This window comes from Pseudomonas sp. GM33, assembly GCF_000282295.1.
Taxonomy (GTDB): domain Bacteria; phylum Pseudomonadota; class Gammaproteobacteria; order Pseudomonadales; family Pseudomonadaceae; genus Aquipseudomonas; species Aquipseudomonas laurylsulfatiphila.
This window is the reverse complement of the sequence record NZ_AKJO01000070.1, coordinates 70,410-84,008: the sequence shown is the minus strand read 5'-3', so window position 1 is coordinate 84,008 and position 13,599 is coordinate 70,410. Positions and strand designations below refer to the sequence as shown.

Here is a 13,599-nt window from a genome sequence, read left to right as displayed (position 1 = left end):
AAGATCAAAAGATCGCAGCCTGCGGCAGCTCCTACAGGGTTCGTTTTAGATTTTTGCGGTGACGACCATTTTCTTGGCGTGAGCCAGGGATTCCTTGGTGAGATCGATGCCGCCCAGCATTCGTGCGACTTCTTCGACGCGCTCGTTTTTGCTCAGTTTGGAAACCGCCGTGCGGGTGGCATCTTCGTCGCGTACTTTATGCACAAATAGATGCTGATGACCTTGCGCTGCCACTTGCGGCAAGTGGGTCACGGTCAGCACCTGCCCGCGCTCGCCGAGCCTGCGCAGTAACTGGCCGACGATTTCTGCGGTCGGGCCGCCAATGCCGACGTCGACTTCGTCGAACACCAGGGTCGGTACGCGGGAGGTCTGTGCGGTGATCACCTGAATCGCCAGGCTGATCCGCGACAGTTCGCCGCCGGACGCCACTTTCGCCAGGGCCTTCAGTGGCTGGCCGGGGTTGGCGCTGACCAGCAGTTCTACCTGTTCGAGCCCGTTTGGCAGCAGTTCGTTGCCGCTGTTCGGGCGCAGTTCAATGGTGAAGCGGCCACCGGGCATGCCCAGTCGCTGGATTTCCTGCTCCACGGCGCTGGCCAGGCTGTTCGAAGCTTGATGCCTTAGATCGCTCAGCTCCCGGGCCTTTTCCTGATAGTGCCGGGCATAGGACGACAGCTCATCGCTCAGGCGCTCGATGGATTCGTCGTTGGCGTTCAGGGTCTCGATTTCATCCAGCAGTTTCTGCTGCATCTCGGCCACTTCAGTTGGCTGGATGCGGTGTTTGCGCGCCAGGGTGTAGATCGCATCGAGGCGTTCTTCAAGGTATTGAAGGCGCGATGGATCGGCATCGAAATTGTCGAGGAAACGGTTCAGTTCGCCCACGGCCTCTTCAACCTGGATCTGTGCGCTGGTCAGCAAACTGCTGGCTTCGCCCAGGGCGCCGATCGAGCTGTTCACGCTCGACAGGCGGTTGAGGCTGGCGGTGAGGGCGTTGAGGACATTCCCTGAATCACTTTCGCTGCATTGTTCGACGACTTGCCGGCAAATGCCCAGCAGGGTTTCGGCGTTGGTCAGGTTCTTGTGTTCCTGCTCCAGCTGCTCCAGCTCATTGTCACCGAGGCCAAGGTTTTCCAGCTCTTCGAGTTGATAGCTGAGCAATTGATGGCGGGCGCGCTGCTCGTCGCCGGAGTTGGAGAGCCGCTCCAGTTCCTGACGGGTCTGGCGCCAGCGTTGGGCGGCCAGTTGAACCTGGCGGGCCAGATCCGTCGCGCCGGCATATTCATCGAGCAGGCGACGGTGGGTGTCGGTCTTGAGCAGGGATTGGTGTTCGTGCTGGCTGTGAATGTCGATCAGCAGTTCGCCCAGCGCCTTGAGATCGCCCAGCGGGCAGGGCGTGCCGTTGATGTAGCCGCGCGAGCGTCCTTCGGATGTGATCACCCGGCGCAGGATGCACGGGCCGTCGTTTTCGAGGTCGCGTTCGGCCAGCCAGGCGCTGGCTTCCGGAATGTCGGCCAGATCGAAGGTGGCCAGGATATCGGCCTTGTCGGCGCCCGGGCGGACCACGCCGCTGTCGGCACGGTCGCCCAGGGTCAGGCCCAGCGCGTCGAGCATGATCGACTTGCCCGCGCCGGTTTCCCCGGTGATCACGCTCATCCCGCGATCGAGTTCGAGATCGAGATGTTCAACGATGGCGTAGTTGTGTACGGACAGGTGCACCAGCATATGGGCCGCTCCCAGGTGTTAGGTCTGGTTATTTATACAGTGTTTTGTTTCTGGCTGACAATGCCCCTCGTTAGCTCGATTCGATCGGTCCGACCAATCCCTTATCGCGAGCCGGCATGACAATGTGATTGTTTTTTGTAGGGTTAATCATCGGCGCCCCTTGAAGCCGGATTTTGCGGCCCCATATAGCTGGGCAGAAGCGCGAGTTGAGCTCGCGGACGATATTGAAAGGAGAAATCTATGGCTGACGAACAGACAGTGGATACGCAAAACCCAGACGCCAACCAGGCGCCCGAGGCTTCGGGTGAAGACCTGGCGGCTCGTGTACAAGTGCTCGAAGAGCAACTGGCAGGCGCTCAGGATCAGGCTTTGCGTGTAGCCGCCGATCTGCAGAACGTCCGCCGTCGCGCCGAGCAGGATGTGGAGAAGGCTCACAAGTTCGCGCTGGAAAAATTCGCCGGCGACCTGCTGCCGATCGTCGACAGCCTGGAACGCGGCCTGGAGCTGTCCAGCCCGGACGACGAAAGCATCCGTCCGATGCGCGAAGGCATCGAGCTGACCCTGAAAATGTTCCACGACACTCTCAAGCGTTATCAGCTTGAAGCGATCGACCCGCATGGCGAACCGTTCAACGCCGTTCACCATCAGGCGATGGCCATGCAGGAAAGCGCCGATGTCGAGCCGAACAGCGTTCTGAAGGTGTTCCAGAAGGGCTATCAGCTCAATGGACGCCTGCTGCGCCCGGCGATGGTCGTGGTCAGCAAGGCGCCTGCGCCGGTTTCGCCTTCGATTGACGAGCAGGCTTGAAATCCGCCGCAAGGCCCCCATTTATAAGTCAAGCGTTTAAGTGCTACCGCAGTTAGCCACCACTGCTGCGGCAACCAAATCCAAAGTTTCGGGAGAGTGAACATGGGCAAAATTATCGGTATCGACCTGGGGACTACCAACTCCTGCGTCTCCGTGCTGGAAAACGGCAAGGCCAAAGTTATTGAAAACGCTGAAGGCGCGCGTACCACGCCGTCGATCATCGCTTACGCCAACGATGGCGAAATCCTGGTTGGCCAGTCGGCCAAGCGTCAGGCTGTGACCAATCCGCACAACACCCTGTATGCGGTGAAGCGTCTGATCGGTCGTCGTTTCGACGAAGAAGTCGTGCAGAAAGACATCCAGATGGTCCCTTACAAGATCGTCAAGGCTGACAACAGCGACGCCTGGGTTGAAGTGAACGGCCAGAAAATGGCGCCGCCACAAATCTCGGCTGAAATCCTGAAGAAAATGAAGAAGACCGCCGAAGACTACCTCGGCGAGACCGTGACTGAAGCGGTGATCACCGTTCCGGCCTACTTCAACGACAGCCAGCGTCAGGCGACCAAAGACGCCGGCCGCATCGCCGGTCTGGACGTGAAACGTATCATCAACGAACCGACCGCTGCTGCTCTGGCTTACGGTATGGACAAGGCCAAGGGCGATCACACCGTGATCGTTTACGACTTGGGCGGTGGTACTTTCGACGTTTCCGTGATCGAGATCGCTGAAGTCGATGGCGAGCACCAGTTCGAAGTACTGGCCACCAACGGTGACACGTTCCTGGGCGGTGAAGACTTTGACATTCGTCTGATCGACTACCTCGTCGACGAATTCAAGAAAGAAAGCGGCATGAACCTCAAGGGTGACCCGCTGGCCATGCAGCGCCTGAAAGAAGCCGCTGAAAAAGCCAAGATCGAACTGTCCTCGAGCCAGTCGACCGACGTGAACCTGCCGTACATCACTGCAGACGCCACCGGTCCGAAGCACCTGAACGTGAAGATCTCCCGCGCCAAGCTCGAAGCATTGGTGGAAGACCTGGTTCAGCGCACCATCGAACCTTGCCGCATCGCAATGAAAGATGCCGGTATCGACGTTGGCGCGATCAACGACGTGATCCTGGTGGGCGGTCAGACCCGTATGCCACTGGTGCAGAAGCTGGTCACCGAGTTCTTCGGCAAAGAAGCGCGTAAAGACGTCAACCCGGACGAAGCGGTTGCCATGGGTGCTGCCATCCAGGGCGCGGTACTGGCCGGTGACGTGAAAGACGTTCTGCTGCTCGACGTCAGCCCGCTGACCCTGGGTATCGAAACCATGGGTGGCGTGATGACCGCGCTGATCGAGAAAAACACCACGATTCCTACCAAGAAATCGCAAGTGTTCTCGACTGCCGACGACAACCAGGGCGCCGTGACTATTCACGTGCTGCAGGGCGAGCGTAAGCAAGCTGCTCAGAACAAGTCCCTGGGCAAGTTCGACCTGGCCGACATTCCACCGGCTCCACGTGGTGTGCCGCAGATCGAAGTGACCTTCGACATCGACGCCAACGGCATCCTGCACGTCGGTGCGAAGGACAAGGCTACCGGCAAGACTCAGTCGATCGTGATCAAGGCCAACTCCGGCCTGTCCGACGAGGAAATCGAGCGCATGGTGCGTGATGCCGAGGCGAACGCCGAGGAAGACCGCAAGTTCGAAGAGCTGGCCGCTGCCCGTAACCAGGGCGATGCACTGGTTCACTCGACGCGCAAAATGGTGACCGATGCCGGCGATAAAGTGACTGCCGAAGAGAAGACTGCAATCGAAGCTGCCGTAGTTGCCCTGGAAGCCGCCGTCAAAGGCGACGACAAGGCCGCTATCGACGCCAAGGTTGAAGAGCTGTCGAAAGTCTCCGCTCCAGTGGCGCAGAAGATGTACGCCGAACAGGCTCAGCCTGCTGAAGGCGCTGCACCGCAGGGCGAATCGGCTGAGAAGGCTGACGACGTTGTCGATGCTGAGTTCGAAGAAGTCAAAGACCACAAGTAAGTTGTTGGTCGGCCGGTTGACTGCCTTTAGGCGGTGACTGGTAGGATGTCGCCGCGCGGGAGCTTGCTCCCGCGTTGGCGTATCTGGAATACGCGAATTTTTACAGCATGCGACAGCGCTCGCGTGCTGCTGGCATGGCCGGGAATGCTCCTGCTTTCCGAGCCGAAAGTGCCACTTTGAAACAAAGACCAGGATCGTTGAATTGACGTGAGTTGGGTCCGGGCCTGTATTGGGGCTCAACGAGTTCGGCAGACTCAGGAGGGTTTTGCCGGACGTCCTCAAGAGTGCAAAGACTTATGGCAAAGCGTGACTATTACGAAGTGTTGGGCGTTGAGCGTGGCTCAAGCGAAGCGGACCTGAAAAAGGCTTACCGTCGCCTGGCGATGAAGCACCACCCGGACCGTAATCCCGATGACAAAGCGTCGGAAGAGATGTTCAAGGAGGCCAACGAGGCCTACGAAGTGCTATCGGATTCCAGCAAGCGCGCGGCCTACGACCAGTACGGCCATGCCGGTGTCGACCCGAGCATGGGTGGTGGCGGTGCCGGTTTCGGTGGTCAGAACTTCTCCGACATCTTTGGCGATGTCTTCAGTGACTTCTTCGGTGGCGGTCGCGGCGGTTCCCGTGGCGGCGCTCAGCGCGGCAGTGACTTGCGCTACACCCTGGAGCTGGACCTGGAAGAAGCGGTGCGCGGCACGACCGTGAATATCCGCGTCCCGACGCTGGTCAATTGCAAGCCGTGCGATGGCTCCGGTGCCAAGAAAGGTTCTTCGCCGGTGACTTGCCCGACCTGCGGCGGTATCGGCCAGGTACGCATGCAGCAAGGCTTCTTCTCGGTACAGCAGACCTGCCCGCGCTGCCATGGCCAGGGCAAGATCATTTCCGATCCGTGCGATTCCTGCCACGGCGAAGGTCGCGTCGAAGAGTACAAGACCCTGTCGGTGAAAGTGCCGGCCGGCGTCGATACCGGTGACCGCATTCGTCTGTCCGGCGAAGGCGAGGCGGGAGCCCAGGGTGGCCCGACCGGCGACCTGTACGTGGTGATCAACGTGCGCGAGCACTCGATCTTCCAGCGTGATGGCAAGCACCTGTTCTGCGAAGTGCCGATCAGCTTCGTAGATGCGGCGCTAGGTGGCGAGCTGGAAATTCCGACCCTTGATGGCCGGGTCAAGTTGAAGATCCCCGAGGGGACTCAGACCGGCAAGCAGTTCCGTGTGCGTGGCAAGGGTGTCGCACCTGTGCGTGGCGGTGGTGCGGGCGACTTGATGTGCCGTGTGGCGGTCGAGACGCCGGTCAACCTGAGCCGTCGCCAGCGCGAAATGCTTGAGGAATTCCGCAGTTCGCTGGCGGACGACAACAGCCATTCGCCGAAAACCACTGGTTGGTTCGAAGGCGTGAAACGCTTCTTCGGCGATTTGTAAGGAGACAGGCATGCGACGTATTGCAGTGATGGGCGCCGCCGGGCGCATGGGCAAGACCCTGATTGAAGCAGTGCAGCAGGCACCAGGCGCCGGATTGACGGCGGCTGTGGATCGTCCTGACAGCACGCTGGTCGGTGCGGATGCCGGTGAACTGGCGGCTATCGGTCGCATCGGCGTGCCGCTGTCCGGTGATCTGGATCGGGTGGTCGACGAGTTCGACGTGCTGATCGACTTCACGCACCCGACGGTGACCTTGAAGAACCTGGCTTTCTGCCGTAAACACGGCAAGGCCATGATCATCGGGACCACGGGCTTCAGTGTTGAAGAAAAGCAGTTGCTGGCGGAAGCGGGCAAGGACATTCCGATTGTCTTCGCGGCCAACTTCAGTGTCGGGGTCAACCTGTGCCTGAAGCTGCTCGACACGGCCGCTCGCGTATTGGGTGACGACGTCGATATCGAAATCACCGAGGCTCACCATCGGCATAAAGTCGACGCGCCGTCGGGCACTGCCGTGCGCATGGGTGAGGTGATTGCCGATGCGTTGGGTCGTGACCTGAAGAAAGTGGCGGTGTATGGCCGTGAAGGCCAGACCGGTGCGCGTGATCGTGAAACCATCGGTTTCGCCACTGTGCGGGCCGGCGACATCGTCGGTGATCACACCGTGCTGTTCGCCGCCGACGGCGAGCGTGTCGAGATCACCCACAAGGCGTCCAGTCGCATGACCTTCGCCAAGGGCGCGGTACGTGCTGCATTGTGGCTGGACGGGCGCGAGCCTGGCCTTTACGACATGCAAGACGTGCTCGATCTGCGTTAAGATGCACCCGAAATCGGGCTCGCGCACAGCGTTTGAGCCCGGTTTTGTTCCGCCAAGCGACGTCCTGTCGCATTCTCCAGCCTTTAAGGCTCATTGGCGGTAGACCGAAAAGGCCTTTTTCTGTAAGCTACAGCTTTAGTGTGTCCACTAAAAGCGCGCAGAATAATTCAGTGAAGAAGCGGGGTGACGTGTCCATACGTCACTCCGCTTTTTTACAACCTGCGATCGCCCTTTCAGGCTTTATTTACGGGAGGTCTTCTTGACTAAGCCAGCCATACTCGCCCTTGCTGATGGCAGCATTTTTCGCGGCGAAGCCATTGGAGCCGACGGTCAGACCGTTGGTGAGGTGGTGTTCAACACCGCAATGACCGGCTATCAGGAAATCCTTACCGATCCTTCCTACGCCCAACAGATCGTTACCCTGACTTATCCGCACATCGGCAACACCGGCACCACGCCGGAAGACGCCGAGTCGAACCGCGTCTGGTCCGCTGGCCTGGTCATCCGTGACCTGCCACTGGTGGCGAGCAACTGGCGTAACACGATGTCTCTGTCCGACTACCTGAAGGCCAACAATGTTGTGGCTATCGCCGGTATCGACACCCGCCGCCTGACGCGCATCCTGCGTGAAAAAGGCGCGCAGAACGGCTGCATCATGGCCGGTGACAACATTTCCGAAGAAGCCGCCATCGCCGCCGCCCAGGGTTTTCCTGGCCTGAAAGGCATGGATCTGGCGAAGGTTGTCAGCACCAAGGACAGCTACGAATGGCGTTCGACTGTCTGGGACCTGAAAACCGACAGCCACGCGACCATCGACGCGTCCGAGCTGCCGTACCACGTGGTTGCCTACGACTACGGCGTCAAGGTGAACATCCTGCGCATGCTGGTCGAGCGCGGTTGCCGCGTGACCGTAGTGCCTGCCCAGACACCAGCTGCCGATGTGCTGGCGCTGAAGCCGGACGGCGTGTTCCTGTCCAACGGCCCGGGTGATCCGGAGCCATGCGATTACGCGATCCAGGCGATCAAGGACGTGCTGGAAACCGAGATCCCGGTCTTCGGTATCTGCCTCGGTCACCAACTGCTGGCCCTGGCCTCCGGTGCCAAGACTCTGAAGATGGGTCACGGTCACCACGGTGCCAACCACCCGGTCCAGGACCTGGACACCGGTGTGGTGATGATCACCAGCCAGAACCACGGTTTTGCCGTGGACGAAGCCACCCTGCCAGCCAACGTTCGCGCGATCCACAAATCGCTGTTCGACGGCACCCTGCAAGGGATCGAGCGTACCGACAAGAGCGCCTTCAGCTTCCAGGGTCACCCGGAAGCCAGCCCTGGCCCGAACGACGTAGCGCCATTGTTCGATCGCTTCATCAACGAGATGGCCAAGCGACGCTGATCGCTCGCCTTGATGTAGCAAAGCTTGAGGGTGGCCCCGCACCGGCGGCCCCCTCAAGGCTTCAGAGATTGAACAAGACGGCTTGCCGACTGACCTGCGGATTTGAGTGACAAACCCATGCCAAAACGTACAGACATTAAAAGCATCCTGATTCTCGGCGCTGGCCCGATCGTGATCGGCCAGGCCTGCGAATTCGACTACTCCGGCGCCCAGGCCTGCAAAGCCCTGCGCGAGGAGGGTTACCGCGTCATCCTGGTGAACTCCAACCCGGCCACCATCATGACCGACCCGGCCATGGCCGACGCCACCTACATCGAGCCGATCAAGTGGCAGACCGTTGCCAAGATCATCGAGAAAGAGCGTCCGGACGCGCTGCTGCCGACCATGGGTGGCCAGACCGCCCTGAACTGCGCCCTGGATCTGGAGCGCGAAGGCGTTCTGGAGAAGTTCGGCGTAGAGATGATCGGTGCCAACGCCGATACCATCGATAAGGCTGAAGACCGTTCGCGTTTCGACAAGGCGATGAAGTCCATCGGCCTGGCGTGCCCGCGTTCCGGTATCGCCCACAGCATGGAAGAGGCCAACGCGGTCCTCGAGAAGCTTGGCTTCCCGTGCATCATCCGTCCGTCCTTCACCATGGGCGGCACCGGTGGCGGTATCGCTTACAACCGTGAAGAGTTCGAAGAAATCTGCGCCCGTGGTCTGGACCTGTCGCCGACCAAAGAGCTGCTGATCGACGAATCGCTGATCGGCTGGAAAGAGTACGAGATGGAGGTTGTCCGCGATAAGAAGGACAACTGCATCATCGTCTGCTCCATCGAAAACTTCGACCCGATGGGCGTGCACACCGGTGACTCGATCACCGTGGCTCCGGCACAGACCCTGACCGACAAGGAATACCAGATCCTGCGTAACGCCTCCCTGGCGGTGCTGCGCGAGATCGGCGTGGAAACCGGTGGTTCCAACGTTCAGTTCGGTATCTGCCCGAACACCGGCCGCATGGTCGTGATCGAGATGAACCCGCGCGTATCCCGTTCCTCGGCGCTGGCTTCGAAAGCCACCGGCTTCCCGATCGCCAAGGTCGCGGCCAAGCTGGCTGTGGGCTACACCCTCGACGAGCTGTCGAACGACATCACCGGCGGCAAGACCCCGGCGTCCTTCGAACCGTCCATCGACTACGTCGTGACCAAGTTGCCACGTTTCGCCTTCGAGAAGTTCTCCAAGGCTGACGCGCGCCTGACCACTCAAATGAAGTCGGTCGGTGAAGTCATGGCCATAGGCCGTACCTTCCAGGAATCCCTGCAGAAAGCCCTGCGCGGCCTGGAAGTCGGTGTTTGCGGCCTGGACGAGAAGGTTGATCTGGCCAATCCGGAAAGCATGAGCGTGCTCAAGCGCGAGCTGACCGTGCCGGGCGCCGAGCGTATCTGGTACGTGGCGGACGCCATGCGCGCCGGCATGAGTGTTGAAGACATCTTCGGCATGACCATGATCGATCCTTGGTTCCTGGTGCAGATGGAAGACCTGATCAAGGACGAAGAGAAGGTCAAGACCTTGGGTCTGACCAGCATCGACCGTGACCTGATGTTCCGTCTCAAGCGCAAAGGCTTCTCCGACATGCGTCTGGCCAAGCTGCTGGGCGTGACCGAGAAGGCCCTGCGTGCTCACCGTCACAAGCTGGAAATCTTCCCGGTCTACAAGCGCGTTGACACCTGCGCTGCCGAGTTCGCCACCGACACCGCTTACCTGTACTCGACGTATGAAGAAGAGTGCGAAGCGGCGCCATCGGGTCGCGACAAGATCATGATCCTGGGCGGCGGTCCGAACCGTATCGGTCAGGGCATCGAGTTCGACTACTGCTGCGTACACGCGGCACTGGCCCTGCGCGATGACGGTTACGAGACCATCATGGTCAACTGCAACCCGGAAACCGTTTCCACCGACTACGACACCTCTGATCGCCTGTACTTCGAGCCAGTGACCCTGGAAGACGTGCTGGAAATCGTTCGCGTCGAGAAGCCAAAAGGCGTGATCGTCCAGTACGGCGGCCAGACCCCGCTGAAACTGGCTCGCGCTCTGGAAGCTGCCGGCGTGCCGATCATCGGCACCAGCCCTGACGCCATCGACCGTGCCGAAGACCGTGAGCGTTTCCAGCAAATGGTCCAGCGCCTGAACCTGCGTCAGCCGCCAAACGCCACCGTGCGCAGCGAAGACGAAGCCATTCGTGCCGCGGCCAAGATCGGTTACCCGTTGGTGGTGCGCCCGTCCTACGTACTGGGCGGTCGTGCGATGGAAATCGTCTACGAAGAAGAAGAACTCAAGCGCTACCTGCGTGAAGCGGTTCAAGTGTCCAACGACAGCCCGGTGCTGCTGGACCACTTCCTCAACTGCGCCATCGAGATGGACGTGGATGCGGTCTGCGACGGCAAGGACGTGGTGATCGGCGCAATCATGCAGCACATCGAACAGGCCGGCGTTCACTCCGGTGACTCCGCGTGCTCGCTGCCGCCGTACTCGCTGCCGGCGCACATCCAGGACGAGATGCGCGAACAGGTCAAGAAAATGGCCCTGGAACTGGGCGTGGTCGGCCTGATGAACGTGCAGTTGGCGCTGCAAGGCGAAGACATCTACGTCATCGAAGTCAACCCGCGCGCTTCCCGTACCGTACCGTTCGTGTCCAAGTGCATCGGTGTTTCCCTGGCGATGATCGCAGCACGCGTGATGGCCGGTAAAACCCTGAAAGAACTGGGTTTCACCAAGGAAATCATCCCGAACTTCTACAGCGTGAAAGAGGCGGTGTTCCCGTTCGCCAAATTCCCTGGTGTTGACCCGATCCTCGGCCCAGAGATGAAGTCGACCGGTGAAGTGATGGGCGTGGGCGACACCTTCGGTGAAGCGTTCGCCAAGGCCCAGATGGGTGCCAGCGAAGTATTGCCGACCGGCGGTACTGCGTTCATCAGCGTACGCGACGACGACAAGCCACTGGTTGCGGGCGTGGCCCGTGATCTGATCAACTTGGGCTTCGAAGTGGTTGCCACTGCCGGGACTGCCAAGCTGATCGAGGCTGCAGGCCTGAAAGTGCGCCGTGTGAACAAGGTGACCGAGGGTCGTCCGCACGTGGTCGACATGATCAAGAATGACGAAGTCACGCTGATCATCAACACCACCGAAGGTCGTCAGTCGATCGCTGATTCGTACTCCATTCGTCGTAATGCCCTGCAGCACAAGATTTACTGCACCACCACCATTGCTGCTGGCGAAGCCATCTGCGAAGCGCTGAAGTTCGGTCCCGAGAAGACCGTGCGCCGCTTGCAGGATCTACACGCAGGATTGAAGGCATGAGCATAACGAAGTACCCAATGACCGTTCAGGGCGCTCGCGCCCTGGAAGAAGAGCACACTCACCTGACCAAGGTCGTTCGTCCGAAGCTCAGCCAGGACATCGGTACGGCCCGCGAGTTGGGTGACTTGAAGGAGAACGCCGAATACCACGCTGCCCGCGAGCAGCAGGGTATGGTCGAGGCGCGGATCCGTGACATCGAAGGCCGCATGCAGAACGCGGTGATCATCGATGTGACGACCATTCCTCACACCGGCAAAGTGATTTTCGGCACCACCGTCGAAATCGCCAACGTCGAAACCGATGAAAGCGTGACTTACCAGATCGTTGGTGAGGACGAGGCTGACATCAAGCTGGGCAAGATTTCCGTCGGTTCGCCGATCGCTCGCGCCTTGATTGCCAAGGAAGAGGGTGATGTGGTCGCCGTGAAAACGCCTGGCGGTGTTATCGAGTACGAGATTGTCGAAGTTCGCCACGTCTGAAGGCCGGCGCCCGTTTCGTGCGGGCGCCATGCTTTGGCAACTGACCCAGATGTTGTGGGTCGGTGGCTTGTGGTTGTTGCAAATTGGTCTGTTGCCGGTGCTGGGCCGAATTGGCCTGGCGCCGCTGCTGATCGACGAAATTGCAGGTACGCTCAATACGCTGGTAGTGGGATTCGCTACGGCGTGTTTGATTTTTCAGGCTTTGGTGCTGATTAAGGCCGAGGGCCTTGCCAGTCTATGGCGGGATATACGCGGGCAACTGCTGTTGATGGCGCTGTATGCGTGCGCGATGTACTTCGTGGTGCGCTTCGGATGGCCGGATGCGCTGCGTTGGCAGGCGTTCAGCTATCTTGTTCTGGGCTTTTCCGGTCTGGTGCTGGTGTTGCAGCCGCTGCCGGGATGGAGTGGCAGGGTGCGCGAAGCACACCCTTGACCCTTGCCATCACTTGAAGCGATGGACGTTCGACAGCTGCTTGTTGACGCTGAAGTTCTTGCGGTAGATCAGCGCCATCTTGCCGATGACCTGAACCAGATCCGCTTTGCCGACCTTGCAGAGCTCTGCAATGGACGCCAGGCGCGATTCGCGATCGAGGATGTTGAGCTTGATCTTGATCAGCTCGTGATCCGCCAAAGCGCGTTCGAGTTCGGCTAACACACCTTCAGTCAAACCATTGTCTGCCACAATCAAAACCGGTTTCAGATGGTGGCCAATGGATTTGTACTGTTTCTTCTGCTCTTGAGTGAGCGGCATAATCTGACCCCTGCGTCTGATCTTGTAAAAAGCGGCGGCCAGTTTACCCGAGCGAGTCCGGGACCGCCCAGTTAATCACGACCCGTTTTAATTCCGAGGTATCCCGTGGCCCGTTCCAAGACAAGCCTTAAGTGGCTGCAAGAACATTTCAACGACCCATTCGTCAAAATGGCACAGAAAGACGGGTACCGTTCCCGCGCCAGCTACAAGCTGCTGGAGATCCAGGAAAAGGACCGTTTGATCCGCCCTGGCATGAGCGTAATCGACCTGGGTGCGGCTCCGGGTGGCTGGTCGCAGGTGACCAGTCGTCTGATTGGCGGGCAGGGCACACTGATCGCTTCTGACATTCTTGAAATGGACAGCATCCCCGACGTCACCTTCATTCAAGGCGACTTTACCGAGGATGCCGTGCTGGCCCAGATCCTCGACGCCGTCGGAAATAAAGAAGTAGACCTTGTGATTTCCGACATGGCCCCCAATATGAGTGGATTGCCGGCCGTTGATATGCCGCGCGCGATGTTCCTGTGCGAATTGGCACTGGATCTGTCGACGCGGGTGCTCAAGCCCGGTGGTGATTTTTTGATCAAGATCTTCCAGGGCGAAGGTTTCGACGAATTCCACAAGAGCGTTCGCCAGCAGTTCGAGAAGGTGCAGATGCGCAAGCCGACCTCGTCGCGCGACCGTTCTCGCGAGCAGTACCTGCTGGGTCGCGGTTTCCGCGGTCGCAGTGAGGATTGAGTGAGTTTTCGATCAGGCTGATAGGATTTTTGTATTACGCCTTGTCAGAATTAGCGAATATTGTGTAGGAAGTGTTTCACAAAGGGTTACAGACGGCGCCTGCCAAGTCGTAGGTA

The 13,599-nt window shown here is 59.5% G+C and carries 11 protein-coding genes; 9 read left to right on the top strand and 2 right to left on the bottom strand.

Annotated features, from left to right (window positions below; translation table 11 throughout):
- Positions 1–45: 45 nt before the first annotated feature.
- Positions 46–1,719, bottom strand: coding sequence for a DNA repair protein RecN (gene recN, locus PMI26_RS19495; protein ID WP_007973135.1), 1,674 nt, complete (start codon positions 1,717–1,719; stop codon positions 46–48).
- A gap of 240 nt (positions 1,720–1,959) precedes the next feature.
- Between recN and grpE the strand changes: the two genes are divergently transcribed.
- The 8 genes from grpE (at position 1,960) to PMI26_RS19535 (ending at position 12,427) form a co-directional block, all read left to right on the top strand.
- On the top strand, positions 1,960–2,526 hold the full coding sequence (gene grpE, locus PMI26_RS19500) for a nucleotide exchange factor GrpE (RefSeq protein WP_007973134.1): 567 nt from the start codon (positions 1,960–1,962) through the stop codon (positions 2,524–2,526).
- Positions 2,527–2,628: 102 nt separating this feature from the next.
- Entirely contained in the window at positions 2,629–4,545 is a 1,917-nt protein-coding gene (gene dnaK, locus PMI26_RS19505; protein ID WP_007973133.1) for a molecular chaperone DnaK, read from the top strand.
- Positions 4,546–4,841: 296 nt separating this feature from the next.
- Positions 4,842–5,966, top strand: coding sequence for a molecular chaperone DnaJ (gene dnaJ / locus PMI26_RS19510; protein WP_007973132.1), 1,125 nt, complete (start codon positions 4,842–4,844; stop codon positions 5,964–5,966).
- 10 nt (positions 5,967–5,976) lie between these two features.
- Positions 5,977–6,780 (top strand): 4-hydroxy-tetrahydrodipicolinate reductase, encoded by an 804-nt coding sequence (gene dapB / locus PMI26_RS19515; protein WP_007973131.1) that lies wholly within the window; start codon positions 5,977–5,979, stop codon positions 6,778–6,780.
- A 259-nt stretch (positions 6,781–7,039) separates the two neighbouring features.
- Positions 7,040–8,176 carry a glutamine-hydrolyzing carbamoyl-phosphate synthase small subunit gene (carA, locus tag PMI26_RS19520; RefSeq protein WP_007973130.1) on the top strand — a complete coding sequence of 379 codons (1,137 nt, stop codon included), beginning with the start codon at positions 7,040–7,042 and terminating at the stop codon, positions 8,174–8,176.
- Positions 8,177–8,293: 117 nt separating this feature from the next.
- Complete coding sequence (gene carB / locus PMI26_RS19525) at positions 8,294–11,515, top strand: carbamoyl-phosphate synthase large subunit (RefSeq protein ID WP_007973129.1); 3,222 nt, start codon at positions 8,294–8,296, stop codon at positions 11,513–11,515.
- Between the two features lie 2 nt (positions 11,516–11,517).
- Positions 11,518–11,994, top strand: coding sequence for a transcription elongation factor GreA (gene greA / locus PMI26_RS19530; protein WP_032829443.1), 477 nt, complete (start codon positions 11,518–11,520; stop codon positions 11,992–11,994).
- 28 nt (positions 11,995–12,022) lie between these two features.
- Positions 12,023–12,427 carry a hypothetical protein gene (locus PMI26_RS19535; protein WP_007973126.1) on the top strand — a complete coding sequence of 135 codons (405 nt, stop codon included), beginning with the start codon at positions 12,023–12,025 and terminating at the stop codon, positions 12,425–12,427.
- Between the two features lie 9 nt (positions 12,428–12,436).
- Here the strand turns inward: PMI26_RS19535 and PMI26_RS19540 are convergent, their stop codons facing one another.
- Positions 12,437–12,745 (bottom strand): YhbY family RNA-binding protein, encoded by a 309-nt coding sequence (locus PMI26_RS19540; RefSeq protein WP_007942889.1) that lies wholly within the window; start codon positions 12,743–12,745, stop codon positions 12,437–12,439.
- Between the two features lie 105 nt (positions 12,746–12,850).
- Here PMI26_RS19540 and rlmE point away from each other — a divergent pair, with 105 nt between their 5' ends.
- Complete coding sequence (gene rlmE / locus PMI26_RS19545) at positions 12,851–13,483, top strand: 23S rRNA (uridine(2552)-2'-O)-methyltransferase RlmE (protein ID WP_007973124.1); 633 nt, start codon at positions 12,851–12,853, stop codon at positions 13,481–13,483.
- The last annotated feature ends 116 nt before the right edge of the window (positions 13,484–13,599 follow it).